The organism is Paenibacillus sp. FSL R10-2771 (genome assembly GCF_038000205.1).
GTDB classification, from domain to species: domain Bacteria; phylum Bacillota; class Bacilli; order Paenibacillales; family Paenibacillaceae; genus Paenibacillus_AQ; species Paenibacillus_AQ phytohabitans.
On record NZ_JBBOBM010000001.1, the window covers coordinates 4076555 to 4098630 of the forward strand.

The window sequence follows — 22076 nt, forward strand, 5'->3', positions numbered from 1 at the left end:
CGGTACCGTTTCAGCGAGAAAGATAAGGATAATTTATGCGCGGAGCATATAAATTCTTATCTTTTAAAATAAACCCCGGACGCTGCCCCGCCCTCCTGAAAGCCCGGAAGCCGCAGGCCACGCCCAAGGTTTACCTGTGTGCAAGACTCAGCTATTTAATCTGTGATTCAGCCTGGGCCTGGGCATCGCTCAGCACACTGTCAATGTCCTTGCCGTTCAGATAGTTCTGCATTTCTACAATGAGGATGTCTTCAATTGCGTAAGTATTGATACCGTAATTGACACTTGGAATCTGCTCTGTCCAGGCGGCGAAATCCGATACAATCTTCTGGCCGCTGAAGAATTCATTGGCCTGGCTGTAAGCTTCTCCGCCCGCTGCCGCTTTGAAGGTACCGATAACACCGATGTCTGTGAGCAGCTTCTGATACATTTCCACATTGGAGCCGAAGGTCTTTGCCATGAAGTCGGCTGCAGTTTCCTTGCCGTCCACATTCATCACATACCATGAGCTTCCGCCGAGATTCGAGGCATGAACCGATTCATTCGCAGTCAGCTTGGGAAGCGGTGCGATCCCCCATTTGCCGGATTGTGTAGCTTCAGCTGTGATCGATGGAGTGATCCAGTTGCCTGTCGGTACCGAAGCGACGTCCCCGCTGTTCAGAGCAGCTACGAACTGGCTCCAGTCCGCATGCACCTTAGCCACATTGGATTCCATAATTTGTTTATAGATTTCAAACGCTTCCTTCAGCGGCGCATTGCTGGCAATATTCGGCGTCTTGCCGTCTTCCTTCAGATACCATTCACCGGCGGATTGAATCATCACACGGATCAGTCCAAGGTCGTTCGGGTCCAGTGTAATCAGCGCCTTGCCGGTCTTCTCTTTCACGGCTTTGCCGATTTCAATATATTTGTTCCAGTCAATATCCTGCAGATCGGCCAGCTTGTAGCCTGCCTGCTCCAGATAATCGGTTCTGACATAGAGTCCGGTTACGCCGGAGTCAAAAGGAATTCCGTACTGCTTGCCGTCCAGGCTGGTCGGACCGCTTTTGTAATCCGCGAAGTCAGAGCCTTTGATCGAGCCGCTCAGGTCGTAGAAGGAATCCTTATACGATTGCAGGAAGCTCTGGGAACGGTAGTCCTCAATCAGCACGATATTCGGCAGGCCTTTGGTTGTTCCAGAGTTCAGCCCAGTGTTCAGCTTCTGGATAATATCAGCCTGTGCATATTCTACAATGTTGATTTTTACATCAGGGTTGGTTTTGGCATATTCCGCTTTGGCCACTTCCAGTGCGGCAATATTGAATGCAGGGTCCCAGGCCCAAATTGTAATTTCTTTTGCCTGAGCAGGTTCTGTGGTTGCTGTGTTTCCGGCTGTTCCGGTGTCCGCAGCTGCATTCCCTGTGTTCTTGGAGCCGGAGTTAGAGTTCGAATTGGAGCTGCAGGCAGTAAGCATAAGCAGGCAAATCAGCAATAACGCAATGCCTTTTTTCATTTGTAATCCTCCCCTTTGATGCGCTTTTATGAGTTCCGCTTCCATGTAAGCGCTTATTTATTACATAAGTAATTTTATCATCCGCGTAAGAGGACCCGTTAGAACTTACTTTATAGGGATTTGTCATTTTATCGCCTTATTGTAAGCGCTACCTATCTGCAATTTGTTCTTTTTTTAGATATTGGTATTATTTTTGTCCCGGGATCAGCGGCAGGCGGATTCTAATGGCTGTCCCCTCACCAGGTACGCTTTTAATAGTAATCCCGTACTCTTCGCCGTACATCAGCACCAGCCGGTCATGCACATTCTTGATTCCAATCCCGGTGAATAGCTGGCGCTTGCTCGCAGGCCCGGACATGGAGAGATCGGCTTCTCCGGTATCCATACCGTCTCCATTGTCAACAACCTCACAGAGCAGGGAACCGGCATCCTGGGAGATGAGGATATGAATATACCCGCCGCTTTTCTTCGTAAACGCATGGAAAAAAGCATTCTCAATAAACGGCTGAATGATCAGCTTCGGCAGATGGAAGTCCATACAGTCCGGGGAGATGAAGAAATTCACTCTGATCCGTTCCCCGTAGCGTACATGGTTGATAAACACATAGGACTTCAGGTTCTCCAGCTCCTGCGCCACCGTGATGCTCTCACTGACGTTACTCAGCGCATTCTGCAGCATCGAGATCAGGGCATGAATCGTGTGAACCGCCTTCTCTTGGCTGCCCTGCTGCACCAGGAAGTTGACCGAGGCCAGCGTATTATACAGAAAATGCGGGTTAATCTGATGCTGCAGGGCAGCCAGTTCTGCATTGCGCTGCTCCTTCTGGGTCTCGACCAGCTTCTCTACATAATCATTCAGCTCATCAAGCATATAGTTATAGGCATGTCCCAGCTCCTGAAATTCAAAGCTGCCGGTTACCGTAATGTAATTATGGAAGCCCCGCTGGGTAATCTTGGACATCTGCCGGGTAAGCAGGGTTAGCGACCGGGTCAGCCTTCTGAAGATCAGGAACACGACGATCAGCGCTACGATGACGATGGCTGAGCAGATCAGCACCACCATTTTACCGTTGACCATCTGGCCGAGGGCCGTCTTTTTATCAATCAGATTCACAATATAGAAGTCATAAGAGGACAGGTAGTCCGCAATCAGAATGGAATCTGTGCCGCGGAAATCAACATTTTTGTAATCCAGCTGCTTCTCTTCGATCTCCTTGGCAAACCGCAGTAAATCCTCCGCCTGCTGGCCCATCAGATCACTGCGGTTGCTTGAGACAATGACTCCATCCCTGTTCAGGATCGCCACATCATTCCCGGTACTGACAAAGCTTGCATAGAAGGGGCGGAAATCCTGCTCATGAATGGTAAAATACAAGGTTCCATAAATATCGCCTGTTGTGCGTTCCATGAGTGCTTTGCTGGCTACGATCACAGCCTCTTTCTGCGGGGAATCCTTGCTGCTCTCCTCATAGAACTGGTACATCAGCCGTTTCGGCTCTGCCAAGGTATTCTTGGTCAGCTCATGCTGCTGCAGCTCCTGGTCACTCATCAGCAGATTGTTCGTATTGGTGGAATAGCTGCGTCCATTTTTGCCCATGATTTTGATCCCGACCTGGTAGGAGTCCAGAGTAGACTGGATCTTCTTCATCTGCGTGGTCATATTGTAATAGGTCCGCAGCACCCGCAGGGAATTCGAGTCCTCTTCCGTCAGGAAGCTCTTAATGGTGCCGCTCAGCTGTGTGTTGTTGGTGGCAGTAACGATGGAATAATGAAACGATTCGAAGCTCGCCTTAATCTGGCTGATCACCTTGGTATTCGTAATGCTGAAGGTGTTCATGAACAGCTTCTCCGACATGCGGACGGTGGTCCATGATGAAGCGATGGCTACAGCAATAATGCTGATCAGCATCACGATGAATATTTTGATAAACAGGCTGTGGAATTTGAAGCGGTCCCAATATCTGCGCATAGGCTCTACTCCTGTCCGTAATGCTGACGTCTGTAGCCGCTCGGGGACAGGCCGGTGTATTTCTTGAACACTTTGCAAAAATAGCTGTGATCGCCATATCCGACCATGCTGCTAATCTCGGAAATTGGCGCCTCGCCTGCCCGTAGCAATTCTGCCGCCTTGCCCGTACGGATCGTATTGAGATGCTCCTTGAAGCCCTCCTGGTTATAGGTCGTGAACAGACTGGACAGGTAGGAAGGGTTGAAATGAAAATGACGGGCCAGCTCCGTAAGACTCAGCGGCTCGGCGTAGTGCTCCTCCATATACTGGAGCAGCTTGGCCATATTGGCATTGCTCCCTGGTGTCAGTGCTGCCGATGAGGTCAACTCCATGACCCGGGCAAGACAATGATCCAGAATCCGCACGGCTCCATCCGCAGAGCCCGCCTCATCTATGGCCCGGAACAGCCCGTATTTCCCTTCCTCCAGCTCTCCCAGGTGGCTGAACTGATTCGTCACATTGAAGATAATATTGCCGAGGAAGGACTTGAACTGAAACACATCCCCGTCATATTGCCGGCTTAGCACATCGACATGCTGATGCAGATCGCCGAACGCCTCCTCCAGCTGCTGGCGCTTCAACTGCTCCGTGAACTGGGTCAGGTTAAATTTGGGCAGCTGCGCTTCCCGCTGCGGCAGCTCATCGTGTACCAGCAGTACCTGATCCGGCAAAAAGAAGCGGTACTGCCTCAGCTTCAGAACACTCTCCTGATAGACCGCTGCCATCCCGCTAAGCGAACCAAAGGCCCGGCTGAGGGTCAGGCGCAGCTCAGGTTCTTGTCCCGCCAAGGCGTGGGCCAGCCTATTCACAGCCCGCAAGAGCGCCGGCCACTGCTCTTCTTGCAGGTTGACCAGCAGCAGTGCCGCGTTCGGCTCGCCGCCAGGAATGATGCACTGCACCAATCCTGGAACAGTCCGTCCCAGCTCCCCGGTTACAGCTGCGGTGATGGCTGTTAATGCGTCTGCGTCTGCGGCAACGTTAGCGTTAGTGGCACCAGCTGCGAGTGCAGCGCCATCAGCATCAACAGCACCGGCAGGTCCGGTCCGCCCGGTCTCCCAGCCGAGGAAGCTGAAGCAGTCCTGCGGAAGCTGCTGCTTCACGAACTCCTCGCCTTCGGGCTGCAGCCGGTAGCCTGAGATCATACGGCTGAGCAGGGCATCCAGCCGCTGGGGTGCCGCTTCCGGCTGAACTCCAGATGCTGCGGCTCCCAGACCCGGGATACGTTCCCGGGTCTTCCGCAGCACCTGCAGCAGCGACCCGGCTTCCAGCTTCGGCTTCAGAATATAATCGGCCACCCCATTCTGGAAGGTGGAGCGCACATAATGGAACTCGCTGAAGCTGCTAAGCACGATTACCTCCGTAGCCGGATAATCCCGCTTCACTAGGCGTGTTAATTCCTCGCCGTCCATCACCGGCATCACAATATCGGTAATGATGATATGCGGCTGCAGGGTCTGCAGCGAATTCAGCGCTTCCTGCCCGTTGGCCGCTTCCCCTACAATCTGAAATCCTTCGCGTTCCCAGTCCAGCACATATTTAATCCCCTGCCGGACCAGAATTTCATCGTCCACAATCAGCACTTTGCATATTTGATTCACAGTTGTCCCCCGCCTTCTGTAGTCATGACCACTGGTCCGCCACTCATGAAGGGATTATAAAGCGCTGTCATCGGGATGGTCAAACGGTAATTTTGGGGGGAGAGGTGATAATGCGCTCTGGAGAAGAATATTAAGGCTACTACGGGGGATGAAATCTAATACAAAGTATAGCTTAGCGGGATAATTGTATTTCATACAGTTAAAAACGAGGCAAAGCCGGATTTTCCAAGTTTAACTGTATTCAGTACAACTAAAAATAAGAAAAGTGCTCCCTAAGAGAATAAGCAGGTTTTTAGTTGTAGAGAATGCAACTAAATTACATTTGGAACCCCAATCCTTCTTTTTAGTTGTATCAAATACAATTAAAGCTGGAACGTGGACGTCCCAGCTTTACAGAATAATCCATTTATGACTGATTCGAAAGCTTCATCGAACCTTAATCAGAGATGTATTTCCGAGGATCTCAACAATTGAATCAACAACAATCTGCGGGTTCTCAATATGTATGTTATGTCCGCTGCCCGACGCTTCAACCAGCCTCCCGTTGACTGACCAGTTCTTCAGATCATTTGCCGCTTCCAGGAGCTTCGCTCTGATTATTCTCTTCGTATCTTCTGAAGTCCCCGGATAGAATTCATTGACTACACCTGATTTGATGACAATCAAGGGAATATCTGTTGCGGGCAACTCCCTGACTTTCCGGTAACCATCCTGCACATTGGAGAATTCACTATGCATGGCCGCAATAGTCTTTTTTTGAAACGATGTCTTCCATAAAAGCGTCCGGGTCTGCTTTGAAAACGGGCTAATGGTTGCAGAGAACCCGGGGAACTTTTTTAAGCTCGAAAGAATCTTCAATACTCCGATCTTAGACAGTACTTTTAATACAGAATAGAACTTAACAGCCATAAGCTGTCCCTTAACATGTTCTTCCGGAAAACGGTCTGTTATTTCATCTTCATGCATGGAATCAACCAGCACAACCCCTGCCACGAGCTGCGGATATTTCCCGGTAAACAGCCTTACATTTAATCCTCCGAAGGAATGACCCACAAAAATATAAGGCCCCTCAACTCCAGCCTGCAGCAGCAGCTCATAAAGCTCTGATATACACTGCTCATTGGTACGCGGGAACGGCCCTGGTTCACTCCATCCGTAACCTGCGCGATCATATACGATGACTTGTGTAACCTTGGCAACTTCGGGGGCTACAAGCGACCATAACAAGGCAGATGAACCACAGCCATGCTCAAATACCACGGGGGGCAGACCCTTATTGTTACCTTCGATAATGTTATACAATTTATGATTTCCTACGCTTGTGAGCTTCCCTCTACTCGTTTGCACCTTATCCACCTAATGCGAGCTCAAATGCTTACGGTAGCCCTCCACCCGCTCTTCCTTGTAGCCCATCTTCTCATAAAAAACATGCGCTTCCTTCCGCTTCTCTCCCGACACGAAGATAATATAGTAGCAGTCCCGCTCGTGGGCGATGTCTTCGAGGGCGGTCATCAGTTTTTTGCCAATGCCCTGACGGCGTGCTCGCGAAGAGACCACTACATTCTCAATCACCATGAACGGGCGGCAATCCCCAACGAGGTCCTGGCAGACGATCCCCATCATAGAGCCCAGCAATTCCCCGTCTACAAAAGCACCCATTAACACATACCGGCTATCCTCCCGGATGGACCGGAATGCCGTCTCCAGCTTCACCGGATCTGTCGGTCCGCCAATCAGTTCTTCGTACAGCGTGTTTAGCGCCTTAAGCGATTCAATGCCGATTTCTTCGATTGTTACCATAGTCTGTGTGCCCCGCTTTCATATATTTGTGAATCCTTTAGTTCTTCTCATACAGAAATAACTGCCCATTGCGCGGAAAAAACATCCGTTCTGCCTTATATCCCCTGCGCCGGAGTTCCCTGTCCAGTACCTTCATGAACGCTCCATGGCTGACGATCAGCACACGTCCTTCCGGTGCAGCTGCTTCAGCTTCTGCCGCTAGAGAATCTATTACCATATGGGCACGCTGCAGAACAGCCGCTTTGCTCTCCGGTTGAGAGGGATGACCGGCAGTCCAGGACAAACGTGCAAGTACGAGCCAGCAGGAGAGAGGCAGGCGCAGTCCGCTTAGCTTAAGTTCACCTAACTGCAGGGCTGCTATACCAATTTCTCTTAGCTGCTCTGTATATACGAACTCTTGAGCATCAAAATAACTTGCCGTATGTACCGCTCTCGCCTGATCACTGCACAGACAAATATCCCACTTCTGCATATTGCTCTTATGTCCCGGTTGCTGAATTGGGGCTGTCTCATATCCCTGTATCCATAGATTGAACTGCTCTCCAGTCAGCCAGGTCCGCTCCGGCTTGTGCTGCACTCTGAAATGCCTTACCAGCCCTAAGCTCATTCCACCGCAACCCTCTCTTTTTTCATCATGGGCAGCCTCTCCTAATCAGTTCCCCGTGGAATTAGCTCTTAATTGCCCTGCTTATCATTTTTGAGTTCAAACTCCTCACTGTGACCGTCCCATTCCACATTTACTTTAATGACGGAATCCTCCCGCTCAAATGCACCGGTTCCATCCCCTCCTGAATGCAGCATGTCGAGCCTAACGGGTCCTTCCTGAGTCCGGCTGCCACCGCCACTTGTCCCTTTATAGCTGTATTTGAACTGTTTGATCTCTCCGAGGTCTGACTGTTCTCCTTTGTAATGAAGATCAAATGTAAACCGTTTGCTGGTTTCGGAATCCTTCACGCGGTCATTTTTGATGATCAGCTTCTGGCTTGCTGTCTGCTCATATACAGCCGACCAGGTTTCACTCTCGCCTTTGAACGTATAATTGAAATGAGTAGTTTCCGTATTACAGGACGTAAGCAGCATAAGCATGACTCCGGGAAGCAGCAGCGCACGCACGATCTTCTTCATGTTTAGCCCTCTTTTCCATTGCTTATATTGTGAAAAAACAAGCCTGATCCGGTCATGCCGGGATTTACCGGAACATATGGTGCAGTACAGCCGCCACCCGTTCTTCCACTTGCATATCTCCTTCTAAACGTACAACATCACAATTCAGCCCCGCCATCCATTCCTCATGCAGCGCCAGGCTCCGGACCTCCGGTCCAGCCGTATCATAGAGCGCCGCCCACTCCATGAAGGTCTTCACATCCTCATATTTGCTTCCCCCAGGCAGCCCCTCATCGCCATATCGCTCATATTCCCTCGCCCGCAAACGTTCCAGCCGGAGCTGTTCAGGTATCCACAGGAAAATCACCAGATCAAAAGTATCGCGCAGCCCGTCTCCCCATCCGCAGACCGCACCGGATAGAATCCACGGCTCCTGCCGCTCCAAATCGGTACGCAATCTGCTTAGCCGCGCTGCAACCGGAGTTTGCTTACTATATTTCTGCTCCCAGAAATAATCGTCACTGTCCAGATGAACATGCGGAAGCCTTGCCGCAAGCGCCTTGCCAAGTGTGGTAGTCCCCGCTCCGGAAGCTCCCATAATATGAATTCTGCGGTTCATAGCGCCTCCTGAATAATTGAATAGATGTTTTCAATTGTATATTTTACCATGTTGATGTTGGTCCGAACATAAGAACAGTTATCCAGTATATATTTTTCAAGATCATTTTTGCTATTAATATATGTAATTGGAATATCACAGCTTTCGTATTCAACTACTTCTGAATTCTTCACTTTCATATGTTTTTGCTCTTTTCTCAAATATTCTACAAGCCGATCGAATTCCCCCTTATCTCCACTAGTATTTCTAAAATCGTAATTTAATAAAATGTTAGAATCATTTAATGAATATTTTTTCAGCGCCTGAAAGAAGCTGTTCATGTCTGCAAACTTTGCTGTATTGACAACCGGATCTGAGCTCCAATAGGTGTATAATGAAACGTTGAATTCTTTGTCTCTAAACATTTCAAGATATCCTGTCCATTCGTCAACATACTTTTTCGGTTCTTGCGCTAACGTTGAACTCCCCAAATTGTCTTCATTAAATGAACTGACTGTATAGAAGAACTCATCTCTATTAAAATAATGGGAGATAATCCGGTCGAATCCTCTTTGGACAGGGAGATCATCCCAGTAAAATCGCTCACTTCCCCCTATATAGGCTTTAGTTGAAAATATGATGTCCGGCTCAGCCTCCGACGAGGCCTTCAGCGTTATCATTTGAAGAGGAGTGTTATAATTCACGGTTCCGCGCACTACCTTAAACGCTTCGCCATATTTGCTTTGGAGATACTGAATGGCAAGTTTACTTTCATGTCGATTGCTTACTTTGATCGTATCAATCAGCTGACTCAATCCCAAAATGAGGAATGGCCCAATCATAATAAGCAGTATAATGCTTGCGCAGCCGTATTTTCCGAATCCCGCTTGTTTACCATCTTTAGAAACTCTTCTTTCTCTTACCCGATAGTTATTGTCATCGTGCATCATAGACCTCCATATGCAACAGCCAGCTGATTATTGATTATCAGACGAATGGTACCACAGTAATACCGAGATATTTGTCGAAATTTGTTAATTTAACATAAATATCTCCGCAACCAACACAAAAAAGCCGCAAGCCATAGTGGCCGCAGCTTCATTTGCCTTGCCAGTATTCAAGTCGCTGTCCGGGTAAGCAATCTCCGCTCAGCTAATATCCGGCGGAATACGCCGCGCTATGCCGGTAGCGATGGCTGCCTGGATAACAGCAAGACGTACCTGCTCCACTACCTTTTCGTTAAAAATACTCGGAATAATGTACTGCTCATTCCACTCATCCGGATGGACAACTGCAGCGATGGCCTGTGCCGCCGCCAGCTTCATCTCCAGATTCACGGTCTTCGCCCGGCAGTCCAGCGCTCCGCGGAAGATCCCCGGGAAACAGAGAACGTTATTAATCTGGTTCGGATAATCGCTTCTTCCGGTAGCCAGCACGCGGACAAAAGGCTCAGCCAGCTCCGGTTCAATCTCCGGGATGGGATTAGCCATAGCAAACACAATGCTGTCCGGCGCCATGGTCTGCAGATGCTTCACTTGAAGAATCCCTCCGCCGGATACGCCGATGAATACATCTGCCCCGCGCATCGCTTCGTCAAGACCTCCGCTCATATTCTCCGGATTCGTAGCCTCAGCCAGCCAGCTCCATTCGGAGTTGGTGTAGGTTACGTCCCGGTTCAGAATCCCTGCCCGGTCCACAGCATATATCTGCTTCGCCCCTGCTGCCAGCAGCAGACGGCAGATCGACACACCAGCCGCGCCGATGCCGACGACAACAATTCTGCAATCGGCTATAGCCTTGTCCACTACCTGGAGTGCATTCAGCAGACCGGCCAGCGCTACCACTGCGGTGCCGTGCTGATCATCATGGAAGACCGGAATGTCCAGCTCGGCTGACAGCCGCCGCTCAATCTCGAAGCAGCGCGGAGAGCTGATATCCTCCAGATTGATTCCGCCGAAGCCGGGAGCAACCGCTTTCACAATCCGGATGATTTCATCCGGGTCCTTCGTGTCCAGACACAGCGGAAAAGCATCAATATCCGCCAGCTGCTTAAACAGCATGGCCTTCCCTTCCATCACCGGCATCGCCGCCTCCGGTCCGATATCGCCAAGCCCGAGCACTGCGGTGCCGTCGGTAACGACAGCTACCGTATTTCTTTTCATCGTCAGCGAATAGGCCTTTGCGGGATCTTCGGCAATCGCCATACAGACACGGGCCACACCAGGTGTGTAGACCAGGGACAGATCCTCCCGGTTCTTGATCGGCATCTTCGGAGTAATCTCAATTTTGCCGCCGAGATGGGCCAGGAAGGTCCGGTCGGAGACGTTAATGACTTTTATACCCGGCATATTCCTAAGCACACTTATTATCTCTTCATTGGCCGCATCCTGCACATTTACTGTAAGATCCCGGGTTGTCACATCTTTACCACCACGGATGACGTCTATCGCCACGATATCGCCGCCCGCAGACGCGAGCCTTGCTGCCACATCCCCGAAAGACGCTTCAGACTTGCGGATCTCCAGCCGGATAATCATCGTTGTTGCAATTGACATAGAATATGCCTCCCTCATCAGACGAATCTAAGTCCAATATACTACAGTTCACAGATTGTACATAATAAAATCCAATCATACATAAGGGATAGGTGACTTATATGCTGTAACATTCACATTCGTCTATTTGATTATATAAATATATATTTCTTATTTCCCCCTTTACCGAAAGGCTTTGTTATACTTTGAACATCCATTTTAAAGATACTTAAACATCAGGAGGAATATCATTGGCAATTTCCGTTTCAGCATTAGATGAATACATTGAAAAATACATATCTTTTCTAATTATCTAAAAAAACCTTTCACCTAAATCTATCAAGGCTTATGTATCAGACTTAAACCGACTTCATAACTGGCTGAAAGAAAATAAAGTAGAGGCAATTACAAGCGATATCCTGCATAGCTACTTTCACAGCTTCAACAGCGCAGGAATCCTTAAGGATTCCACAATTAAGAGAAAATACATAACGTTTAAAGCTTTCTTTTTATTCTTAGTCCAGAAAAGCTGGATTGACCAATCCCCGCTCAACAACTTCGGAAGAAAATTCAAAACTGCAAAACGAATTCCGAAAACACTAGCCGTTGAAGAAATAGAACGATTGTTGCAATCACCTCTGAAGGACAGAGAACATTTTGCATCCCCTTTCCGTACCCGCTTATCTATTCGTAATGATGCCATTATCGATTTGTTATTTTCAACTGGAATCCGGATTGGCGAACTTGCACAAATTCAACTGGAAGATATTGATTTAAAAAATCAAGTAGTTATTATATTCGGAAAGGGACGCAAAGAGAGGTTGTTATATTTATCCAGCACTGAACTCATTGACAAACTCAACAATTGGTTAGCTGTAAGGGAGTTATTCCGTCCACAAAGCGATACTCTTTTTCTTAACAAATATGGTCAAGCTCTATCCATTTATGGTGTTGAAGATATATTTGCTAAGTACAGAAAGCTGGCCTGTATTAATGAAAAATCAACCCCACACTATCTTCGTCATTCATTTGCTACCCAGCTACTGGAGAATGGAGCTGACCTACGAGCTGTCCAGGAAATCTTAGGTCATTCTAGCGTGAGCACCACAGAAATATACACCGAAGTATCAGTAAAACGAAAGAAAGATGTACTTTCTCAATTTAATCCGCGCAACCGGCTTGAGACCTCCAAATAACTACGAATTATTTGGAGGTTATTATAGTCTATGACAACCGAATTATATAAATTTCAAATAAAGGTAATAGATATTTTAAAGCGAAAATTTCAAATTGAAGGCATTGTGAATTTAGTAGGTACCTCATTAAGCGGAAGAACAACTATTATAGAGAATTTTCAATTGAATGGATATGAAAAACATGTAATTACAGGAAGAATTGATAATAAATTCGAGGATTTAGAACTTTTCAGGAAATCGTCCTTGTACTCCAAATTGCGAAAGATAAAAGGGCCTTTAAAAGAAGTAGCTTCAATTGTTACTTCTTTTTTGGGGCAGGAATCTTTCATAGAAGGAATTGATGGATTAGTTGGCCTCATTCAAACACCAGATATTACTTACTTGTTAGAACGACTAAACAAAGGGAGAATTTTGCTCGTTATAGATAATATTGAATTAGTTGATCAAATGTCCATTACCTTTATCGAATATATTATGAGCTCTGTGATTAATAAAAAAATGCCTAATTTAAAAATATTACTAGTGATGAATTCGTTAGAACACAAGACTGCTTTTAGAGAAAGCAGTTATCATTCTGTTCTTATTGAAGACCTTACTGATGAGGATTACTACACATTAAATCTAACTGAACCTGCTAATTTTAAAGGCGTTCCGATTGGAATCATAAGAGAATTTGTAGCTAACCAAGAGGAACGGTCAATTAATGATTTTCGAAAAAATGATTTTGAAAAAAAGTATAGTCTAATTGTTAATGATACAGATAAGAAACTGATTCTAAAAACTATTTTGTTATATGGGGAAATCGCAGAAAATAGATGGATCAAATTGGATAATGTTCAAGGGTATTTATTACAAAATCATACTTATGATGTTCAATTCAATCTAGATTCATTAATTAAAGTTGATTTTATTGAGATGTCTAATAACAAACAGTACGTCTCTTTACACAATAAGTATTTGGAGTACATAACTAAAGAATTAAGAAATATAAGTGATAACGACCGTACATTTATATATTTGGATTTTCTCGAAAGAAATGCTCCTTTTATGTATTATGAGAAATATTTAAGTTATGTACATATAGGGAATATTGACCTTGCACTGAAAAACGCAATGCTTGCATATTCACAATTAATGAGAGAACAAGGGATTACATCTACTACAAATCAATTATTACGTTTTATTGAAAGTACCGGGAGTTTTGAAATTAAGGAGATACTGGAACAAGTCTTTACTCAGTTTGTACACCATAACTATCAAAATGCTTTTCACATTGTGGATTCTTTTATAGAAAATTTACAGGGTAATTATTACGCTTTTTCTGTAGAATTTATAGCGGAGCTTTCCTATATTCGAGCTTTATCACTGGCAAGATCTATAAATCGAAAAACTACAGGTGACCGTCATATTTTCGAAGCGGATATTACCCATCTGGAGAAAATATTAGGTTCCTTAAATGATATTAATATAGATTTATCAACTAGACTACAAGAGGCTATATTAGTACTTTCTAATGATATCTTAGATTCTAATAAAGTTAATGAACGAGAGAGCCCAACCAAGATCTTTGATCAACTATATAAAATATATCAGAAAAAAATATCTGAAACATCTCCGAAATACGTTGAGTTTTGGCAAATCAGATTAGCTGTACTTCTTTCAAAGATTGAAATGGTCCAAAGTGAACATACCCAAGATTTAATACCTGTACTCCAAAGATCATATTTAATATTAGAACAGTATAAACATAAGTATCCAAAAAATTACCTTGGAATTGCGTGTAATTATTCAGGAGCTAATTATTGGAAGGATCCCTTTAATAATGCTTTACAAGTGTTAGAAAAAGCTATTGCCTTTATAGAAGAAAAAGATTTAACCCCGAATTGGGGTGTTATCTATCAAATGGATACCATGCTAAGAATCATCAGAAACAAAGGTGATGAATCTGCTGTTAATTTCTATACTTCAGAAGTATGGGAAGTGGAGTGGATAAGGAATAAAATGCACGAACAGTATATATGCATTTCTAATTATTCGATTTTCTTATTATCAACTAGCACTATAGAGAACATTAACAAAGCCATAGAATATCTTGAACTTTCTTTACAGAATAGCCCGGATGATCCTTATGATATGTATCTGTTAAAAACGAATTTAGGGGTTGCAAAATATTTGAACGGTGAGAGAACCATCGCACTGGAAATTGAAAATGAATGTCTAACTCTAATTGATGGAGGTGAAATAAAATATTTTGACAACAGATTATTGAAAGTGAGAAATAGATTATTACAAAATCTCTATCAGAATCAAAGTGAACAACTACATGTTTTGGATGTTTTAAATCTTAACGAAATCATAGATTGCAAGCAATGCGTGGATAATTATTTAAGATTAGGTTTATTTTCTGATATATCCTACTGGGCAGATTAGATTAATTGAATCAATTTTGCTCCTATTAAAGCTTTGTATAAAGCATGCTTATTATTAGGAAATGAATGAGCAAATGAAGTGTAGCAAGAACTATGTTCAGTTATAAGAGGAATTGCAGCAATATCAAACAACCATGGTTCTCCAAATTCATCAATAATAAAGTCCACACGGCAAAGTCCTTGGCTCTGCAGAGTAGTAATCACTTTCTCAGCAGATCTTTGAATGTTTTGGATATTATATTCATTTGATAATATTTCGAAAGAATATTTTTCATAATCCACTTCTTCCTGAGATAAAATTTCATGTTTTTTATTTATCCTTATTGGATGCAAGGCTAAGGCTTTTCCGTTTTTTACAATAACAGGGACTTCTACTTCTATCCCTGCCTTAAATTCTTGAATTAGAATAGGTTGTACAAATTCTAAATACAGGTCAATTACTGTACTCTTGGAACCATTACTATAAATGATATCTTTTACCCCTCTAGCCGAACATTCGATATTAGGTTTAAGAATGTATCTACGATTGGTAAGTTGTTCAAACACACTATGATCCTTTCCATTAAATAGAAAGGTTTTTGGAACATTGACATAATTTTTTGCCAACTCATAATAATGTGCTTTATTCTGCAGTAAAGATAAACTGTAACTATCACAAGTTAAGTTGAAAATATTATGTAATTGCGCGAAGTTAGGGATAAAAGAACGACGATTAACATCTACTCCTATTTGAGCAGCCGAATAAAGAAAAATGAATTTGTTTTTATAATGTAAGAATTTATTTAATACAATATCGCCTACAAAAGTGGAAGGGTTATTATAAAAGTAGAAACATTCGGAGGTCATTTCAAAGCTTTTAATAATTTCTTCGGCTTCTTTTTTTTCTAAATATCCAGAATTAGCTTCAGTGTATTTTTTATCCCCATTAATAAATATTATAACAAATTTTTCTTGATGCTTTTCTGTAAGAGAGATTAATTCTTGAATTTCCAATATGTTGTCTGTCATAATAACCTCCAAATAATTCGTAGTTATTTGGTCATAAGTGAGCTGTTTAGGAAGACGTTCTTCAAATCCTTTCTGAACAGCGGATTTATAAGAAACACATAGTCCAAACCAACTTCAAACATGAACCAGACTCATTTTCAAAACTACATATTCGCCACCTCATTCCCACCATCCTCCTCAATTCTTAAAATAATCCATGGAAATACAACAATTACCGACAAAAAATTAACTAATTTGACTTATCTTCACCAATCAGATATTTCAAAACGAGACAACGTATACTGCTCAATCCGGAACCTCCCAGTTCTCCGCAAGCTTCAGCAGCTTATTTTCCGCAGCATCTTCATCTCCACCAAGTAATTTGGCTTCAATATAGTAGGTTACAAGGTTATCCTCCGCATGTTTGCCGGGTCGCTGAATACATAGCCAATAATAAATAACCTCAGGAGCAGGAAATACAGCACTCCCTCCCTGTGTGAACTTGATCAGCTGCCCTTCTCCTGCCGGAATCGTGACCGGTTTCTTCCACAATATCTCCGAATGATTATAGATACTGATGTAGCCGTCGGGTTGGCTCTGATGGCCAAGTGACAGCTCCATTTGATCGATAACCACTACCCCGTTTCCCTGCAGATATTGTACAGGTTCACCTTCACTAATCCGCAGTCTGCTGTGACCAGGAGCGAATCCGGTGCCGTATAGCCAATACAACACTCCCCCGCCAAGAACAAGACAGACCACAGCTATTAGTACGATTTTTCGCCATTTCCTCCCCAAATGCTATCAACCTTCCCCTGTTTTCTGAATACTCTCATCTACACACTCAGCACCTTCATAATTGCCGTGTAACAGGAATCCTTGAATACCTCATGCAGCTCGTCCCTATCGGCCATCAGCCACTGGATCAGGCAGCCGTCAATAATCGCCCGGATCACCGGGGCAGTCTTGTCTGGCGACAGCTCTTTGGAGAAAATACCTTCCTGCTGCCCGAGTGTCAGCACCTCCGTACTAATTCCCGCACAGCTGTCATAGAAACGCTGATTAATCTCCCGGTACACCGGAATGCGGCTGGCCCGCGCCAGGAAATCCAGGTAGACACGGTAAAAGGCACGGTTCTGCGCCGGACCCGGAAATGCAGACTCAATGTAAGCCGTCAGCTTCCCCGTTGCGGTATGCTGTTCCCCCACAGCGGCCTGCTCCTTGGCAGAGATTCTGCCGGTCAGCCATTCCAGGAGTTCAACCAGCACGGCTTCCTTGCTCTCGAAATAATAATGGACGACACCCTTGCTGACCTCCGCATGATCGGCGATCGTCTGCAGGGTTACAGCATCGTAGCCCCGCTCGGACAATGCCCGAAACGCAGCGTGCAGGATCTGCTTGCGCTTCTCTTCAGATTTCTTGTAACGTACCATAGGACCTCCGCGAAGTAAGAATAATGTGTATTATATCATAGTCAATAAAAAGTTGACCGGTCAGAATAAATATTATATAACAGATGTACAAATAGAGTTCGGTTAAGGAGAATATAAGATATGACTAATCTTTTTCAAGCTTTGGTGGTAGATAAGACTGACACTTTCTCTGTAGAGGTCAAGCCGCTGTCACTCGAAGACCTGCCGGCCGGTGAAGTCCTAATTAAGGTAGCCTATTCCAGTGTAAACTATAAAGATGGACTAGCGGGTATCCCGGATGGCAACATTGTGCGAAATTATCCGTTTGTTCCCGGCATAGATCTGTCTGGGACCGTGGTCTCTTCTGCCGACAGCCGTTTCCAGAAAGGCCAGTCCGTTATTGCCACCAGCTATGGCATCGGCGTATCGCACTTCGGCGGCTTCAGTGAATATGCACGTATTCCTGCAGACTGGGTTGTTCCCATGCCTGAGGGCTTAACTTTGCGGGAAGCGATGATCTACGGAACGGCCGGTTTCACGGCTGCAATGTCTATTGAAGCGCTGGAAGCTCACGGACTAACTCCGGATAACGGAAAAGTGCTCGTCACCGGTGCAACCGGAGGTGTCGGAGGTGCTGCTGTGGCCATTCTGGCGAAGCAAGGCTACCAGGTAACCGCCAGCACCGGCAGAACAGACGAAGCTGGTTATCTGCAAGCCTTGGGCGCAGCTGAAGTAATCTCGCGCGAGGATGTAGCCGGCAGCACGGTTAAGCCGCTCGACAAGCAGCTGTGGCAGGCTGCTGTAGATTCTGTAGGGGGCACACCGCTAGCGGCTGTGCTGAGCAAAATCGCATACGGCGGCGCAGTTGCCGCAAGCGGCTTAACTGCAGGAACTGCCATTCCAACAACGGTATTGCCGTTCATCCTGCGCGGAGTCAGCCTGCTTGGCATTGATTCCGTCTCCTGCCCTGCGGAGAAACGGGCGAAGCTGTGGCAGCGTATGGCCGGCGACATGAAGCCTGCCGTACTGGAGGAGCTGGTGGACCGCGAGATTACCCTGAAGGAGCTGCCTGCTGCACTCGAGGATATTCTGAAGTCGAATACACGGGGCCGCGTGCTTGTCCGCCTGTCCTAGGTTCCATAATTTCCCGGCGCTGTTCCCTCGTTAATTTTTCAGTTTAATATATATAACAAGACGGCAGTGTATTCTGAATCCTCAGAATTCGCTGCCGTCTTCTTTCATTCCCTTTTCTGCTATTCGATTCCGGTCTCATTCACGGCATTACCCGCATTCGGATTGAACTGGACATATGGATGCTGGCGGTAAGGCTGGGCATACGGCTGGGTATAGTAGCCGTGGACCGGCATAGGCTGGTATCCGAAAGACTGCGGAGCCTGCTGATAACTATAAGGCGCCATATTCGCATTTGCCATCATCGGAGGCATATTGGCATTGTCCATCATAGGCGCCATATTGACGGGAGCCAGCTTCGTACCCTTCATATTCGCAGCAGCCGCCTGCGAGGGATCGCAGCAATCTGCCGGCGGACCAATGAAGGTCTGGGGCTTAACGGGAGCCAGCGCTTCCTTAACCAGTGCTTCATTCAGACAGTACGTATGAGCCAGGACATTGGCAGGTGTCTTGCTCAGAATATCCGAGCCCAGAATGACCTCCGGCGTCGGCGCATTGAATATAGCCAGCAGATGGGTACAATCCACCGTTGCCACTTCATAATGCCACCAGCCCTGCGGCACATTGGCTACCTGGCCCGGTGATATGGGGAAATGCAGCAGCTCATTCGTGAACGGGTTGATCAGCGATACCACCGCACAGCCGGATATACAATACACCAGCTCTGCAGCATTCTGATGATAATGCGGTTCTACCACATTGGATTTACTGAGATAGATATCAAGCAGCGAGGTGTTCTCCAGGGTGTTCAAATTCTTGATACCCAGTACATTGATATAATTGCAGTCATCCTTCTTAAACAATGTGTTGCAATTCATGTCAAACGTAAACTGTGTATTAGGTGACGTGTAATCCATATAAGAGGTCACGCGAATCCTTCCTTTCATCGGGGCCGTTTTTTATCGTTCTGAGGTAGGATATGTATCCGCCCAGGCCCAGGTGACGATTAATTTCAGCTGCAGGAGTGGAACCTAAAAAGCACCTCCATGATGGAGATGCTCCTTTTCCCTATTCGCGGGCAATCACGGTCCGGTTCCGGCCGGTATGCTTCGCAGTATATAAAGCTTCATCCGCCTTCCCCAGCAGCTCTTCGCGCGTACGGCCATTCGTAGGATAATGGGCAATCCCCTGGGAAGAGGTCACTTGCATCGGCAAGGGGACCTTGCTTTTCTCAAGCGTCTGGCGGATCCGTTCGGCCACATTGTAGGCATCCTCGGGTCTGGTCCGCGGAAGCAGCAGCACAAATTCCTCTCCCCCGTAACGGGCACACACATCACCCGGGCGGATATTTGCGGTCAGAACTTCAGCGACCTGCCGCAGTACCTCATCCCCGGCCAGATGGCCGTAAGTATCGTTAACGAATTTGAATTTGTCCACATCCAGAACAATGACGGAAAAAGGTACCCGGGCGGCAATCCATTGGCTCATACTCAGGTCCAGGGATCTGCGGTTCGTAAGTCCTGTCAGCAGGTCCGTCATCGCTTCCTGGGTTAGCTGGTTCGTCTGCTTCTGGATGTCCGTCCAGGCAATGACCACCGCTTTGGTCAGCAGGTCCACCTCCCGGTTCCAATGGGGCTTCAGATCGGGGAGCTCAACATTCTCTTTGCCTATACGGTTCACCAGATCTGCAAGCACCACAAAAGGCTTCGCCAGCCGGTGAGCCAGCACAAATACGCATAGCAGCAGGATAATAAACGGAATCACGGTATACGTTACGATTTTGCGCAAATGGGCCAGCAGCTGATCCTTGATGACTTTGACCGGTGACACCACAACAACACCCCAGCCGTTAGCCGGAACTGCCGAATAACCAGCGAGCATCAACACGCCCTTGGTATTACGCCCCATCATTTCCCCGCTCTTCCCTTGCATCATCAGCTGCACAACCTCGTTGTCACTTACATCCTCGTTCATTCGTGTTTTGTCGGGATGGAAGAGCAGATGCCCTTCCGAGCTGACAATATAGTAATAGGAACCCGATTCATCGACGGTATTGTTCCCGAATATCATGTTCAGGATATTGTAATCCTGGAGATAGACTGTACCCCCGAGCTGACCCAGATATTGTTTGTCCTGGTTATACAGCGGTTCACTCATGAAAAAAAGAATTCTGCCGGTCGTGGACGAAGTATAGGACGGTGACAGGTACTCATTCTTCAACCGCAGCGCTTCCAGCACCGGAGGTGACATAATCTGCTTGCCTATCATTCCAAGGGCAGACGGTGAATTATTCAGCACCTTCCCTCCGGCATCTACCCGGATGATTGAATTAAAGTAATTGCTGCTGTTGCGCATTAAATCAAGATATTCATCTATAGCTTCCGGCCCTGCTGACTCCATGCCGGAGATTTTGTCTGCACCATAAATCAAGCTGCTGCGCATTGAAAGGATAAGCGAATCCACCGTTTTGCTCATTCTGTCTGCATTGGAGTAATTCAGACTAAGCGTGGTAGCCATCAGGGATTTCTTCTTGGATTGGTAAGAGCCAACAAACAGAATCGTTGTTGTGAGCAGAAACACCATGGTCACCAGGGCCATGAGCAGCAATGTTAGACTGAGTTTCCTTTTAGGTTTATGTTCTGCTCCTTTTGGTGTAGGCATTCCTCAACCTCCTTGTCTGCCTGAGCCCATATGGTTTAATTATATACGATTGGGAAATGGAGTACACAACCAGTTTGAGTTCCATTTTCTTCCCTGAAATTACATCTTTACGCTAGGATCCGGGCATCCTGTCTATTAGGTTCGATCACATTGCAGGAGGCCAGAGTCGATATGAATAATCAACGAATCAGAAAAGCGCTAACCGGGAAGGTTGCCCTGCTCTTCCTTCTCGCATTACTGCCGTTCCACCCTTCACCCGCAGGAGCAGCGGCAAAAGGTACGCCGGGAGATCAGCAAAACTTAACCTTCGTGCTTGTCCACGGTGCATGGGTGGATGCCAGCTTCTGGGATGAAACGGCGGCAGAACTCCGCAAAATGGGCCATACCGTCTATACTCCGGAATATGCGGGTCACGGCGGGGACAAGAATACTATGGTCACGCACGAACAGGTAACGAAGTCCGTAGCGGATTTCATTAAGCAGAAGGATCTGCATGATATTATTTTACTCGGGCACAGCTTTGGCGGTTCTGTTGTTCAGAAGACCGCTGAGCTGGTTCCGGAACGGGTTAAACGGCTTGTGTTCTTTGATGCTTTTGTACCGCTGGACGGGCAGAGTGTGGCCGACCAGTTCCCTGCTCCGGTACAGCTGCTGTTCGAGGGGTTGCGGAAAGCCTCCGGTAACAATACGATCATGCTCCCTTACCCCTTATTCCGTGATGTGTTTGTGAATACAGCTACTACTGAAGAAGCACAGGCTTTGTATAAAAAAGTCATTCCCGAACCTGCCGGTCCGGCTTTTCAGAAGCTGGATCTGAAGAAGTTCTACAGTCTCGATCTTCCCAAAAGCTATCTGTTCCTGACCGAGGATATGGTCCTGCCGCAGGGAGCTGCAGGAGGCTGGCATCCGGGTCAATCCGGCCACCTGGGTATGTTCCGCTATATAGAGGGAACCGGAGATCATCTGACTACTGTGCATACCAAGCCTGCGGCCATTGCCGGCAAAATCGTTCAAGCCAGCCGGGAGTAGATTTCATTAGGATACCGTATGATGCAGAGATAACGAACAACTGAAAAAGAGCAGATGGAAGGGGCTACCCCATTCCGTCTGCTCTTTTTTTGATGAA

General features: G+C 46.4%; 18 protein-coding genes and 2 pseudogenes. 5 read left to right on the top strand and 15 right to left on the bottom strand.

Going from position 1 to position 22076, the window contains the following annotated elements:
* Positions 1-151: 151 nt before the first annotated feature.
* The 10 genes from NSU14_RS17745 to NSU14_RS17790 form a co-directional block, all read right to left on the bottom strand.
* Complete coding sequence (locus tag NSU14_RS17745; RefSeq protein ID WP_340946527.1) at positions 152-1492, bottom strand: ABC transporter substrate-binding protein; 1341 nt, start codon at positions 1490-1492, stop codon at positions 152-154.
* A 187-nt stretch (positions 1493-1679) separates the two neighbouring features.
* Positions 1680-3461 carry a sensor histidine kinase gene (locus tag NSU14_RS17750; RefSeq protein WP_340946529.1) on the bottom strand — a complete coding sequence of 594 codons (1782 nt, stop codon included), beginning with the start codon at positions 3459-3461 and terminating at the stop codon, positions 1680-1682.
* Positions 3462-3466: 5 nt separating this feature from the next.
* Positions 3467-5098 carry a response regulator transcription factor gene (locus NSU14_RS17755; RefSeq protein ID WP_340946532.1) on the bottom strand — a complete coding sequence of 544 codons (1632 nt, stop codon included), beginning with the start codon at positions 5096-5098 and terminating at the stop codon, positions 3467-3469.
* Positions 5099-5524: 426 nt separating this feature from the next.
* Entirely contained in the window at positions 5525-6400 is an 876-nt protein-coding gene (locus NSU14_RS17760) for an alpha/beta fold hydrolase (RefSeq protein WP_340946534.1), read from the bottom strand.
* 54 nt (positions 6401-6454) lie between these two features.
* Positions 6455-6898, bottom strand: a complete 444-nt coding sequence (locus tag NSU14_RS17765) for a GNAT family N-acetyltransferase (RefSeq protein WP_076246598.1) — start codon at positions 6896-6898, stop codon at positions 6455-6457.
* A 37-nt stretch (positions 6899-6935) separates the two neighbouring features.
* Complete coding sequence (locus NSU14_RS17770; protein WP_076246600.1) at positions 6936-7505, bottom strand: histidine phosphatase family protein; 570 nt, start codon at positions 7503-7505, stop codon at positions 6936-6938.
* A 68-nt stretch (positions 7506-7573) separates the two neighbouring features.
* Complete coding sequence (locus NSU14_RS17775) at positions 7574-8023, bottom strand: hypothetical protein (protein ID WP_340946537.1); 450 nt, start codon at positions 8021-8023, stop codon at positions 7574-7576.
* Between the two features lie 64 nt (positions 8024-8087).
* Complete coding sequence (locus tag NSU14_RS17780; protein ID WP_340946539.1) at positions 8088-8621, bottom strand: AAA family ATPase; 534 nt, start codon at positions 8619-8621, stop codon at positions 8088-8090.
* A complete protein-coding gene (locus NSU14_RS17785; protein WP_144026158.1) occupies positions 8618-9550 on the bottom strand; it encodes a hypothetical protein in 933 nt (310 codons plus the stop codon). Before NSU14_RS17785 ends, NSU14_RS17780 begins: the two co-directional genes overlap by 4 nt.
* Positions 9551-9748: 198 nt before the next feature.
* Positions 9749-11155, bottom strand: coding sequence for an NAD-dependent malic enzyme (locus NSU14_RS17790; RefSeq protein WP_340946541.1), 1407 nt, complete (start codon positions 11153-11155; stop codon positions 9749-9751).
* A 308-nt stretch (positions 11156-11463) separates the two neighbouring features.
* On the opposite strand from NSU14_RS17790, the pseudogene NSU14_RS17795 reads away from it, so the two are divergent.
* The 3 genes and pseudogenes from NSU14_RS17795 to NSU14_RS17805 form a co-directional block, all read left to right on the top strand.
* Positions 11464-11649: pseudogene (locus NSU14_RS17795) on the top strand (site-specific integrase); the annotation flags it as partial.
* A 72-nt stretch (positions 11650-11721) separates the two neighbouring features.
* Positions 11722-12330: a tyrosine-type recombinase/integrase gene (locus tag NSU14_RS17800; protein ID WP_340948963.1), complete on the top strand. Its 609-nt coding sequence runs from the start codon at positions 11722-11724 to the stop codon at positions 12328-12330.
* Positions 12331-12360: 30 nt separating this feature from the next.
* Positions 12361-14760, top strand: coding sequence for a hypothetical protein (locus NSU14_RS17805; protein ID WP_042136159.1), 2400 nt, complete (start codon positions 12361-12363; stop codon positions 14758-14760).
* Here the strand turns inward: NSU14_RS17805 and NSU14_RS17810 are convergent.
* From NSU14_RS17810 to NSU14_RS17820, 3 genes are all read right to left on the bottom strand, one after another.
* Positions 14757-15767 (bottom strand): ATP-grasp domain-containing protein, encoded by a 1011-nt coding sequence (locus NSU14_RS17810; protein ID WP_042136161.1) that lies wholly within the window; start codon positions 15765-15767, stop codon positions 14757-14759. The two genes, NSU14_RS17805 and NSU14_RS17810, sit on opposite strands and share 4 nt — an antisense overlap.
* Before the next feature lie 285 nt (positions 15768-16052).
* The gene (locus NSU14_RS17815) at positions 16053-16544 is read right to left on the bottom strand and encodes a hypothetical protein (RefSeq protein WP_144026159.1); all 492 of its coding nucleotides are present in this window, start codon (positions 16542-16544) and stop codon (positions 16053-16055) included.
* 38 nt (positions 16545-16582) lie between these two features.
* Positions 16583-17179 (bottom strand): TetR/AcrR family transcriptional regulator, encoded by a 597-nt coding sequence (locus tag NSU14_RS17820; protein ID WP_042136155.1) that lies wholly within the window; start codon positions 17177-17179, stop codon positions 16583-16585.
* A gap of 120 nt (positions 17180-17299) precedes the next feature.
* Between NSU14_RS17820 and NSU14_RS17825 the strand changes: the two genes are divergently transcribed.
* Positions 17300-18292 carry an acrylyl-CoA reductase family protein gene (locus NSU14_RS17825; protein WP_042136153.1) on the top strand — a complete coding sequence of 331 codons (993 nt, stop codon included), beginning with the start codon at positions 17300-17302 and terminating at the stop codon, positions 18290-18292.
* Positions 18293-18689: 397 nt separating this feature from the next.
* Here the strand turns inward: NSU14_RS17825 and NSU14_RS17830 are convergent.
* Both NSU14_RS17830 and NSU14_RS17835 read right to left on the bottom strand, forming a co-directional pair.
* Positions 18690-19218: pseudogene (locus NSU14_RS17830) on the bottom strand (cupin domain-containing protein); the annotation flags it as partial.
* A 139-nt stretch (positions 19219-19357) separates the two neighbouring features.
* Positions 19358-20950 carry a sensor domain-containing diguanylate cyclase gene (locus NSU14_RS17835; RefSeq protein WP_076246608.1) on the bottom strand — a complete coding sequence of 531 codons (1593 nt, stop codon included), beginning with the start codon at positions 20948-20950 and terminating at the stop codon, positions 19358-19360.
* Positions 20951-21121: 171 nt separating this feature from the next.
* On the opposite strand from NSU14_RS17835, the gene NSU14_RS17840 reads away from it, so the two are divergent.
* Positions 21122-21979 (top strand): alpha/beta hydrolase, encoded by an 858-nt coding sequence (locus tag NSU14_RS17840; RefSeq protein WP_340946545.1) that lies wholly within the window; start codon positions 21122-21124, stop codon positions 21977-21979.
* Positions 21980-22076: the final 97 nt, after the last annotated feature.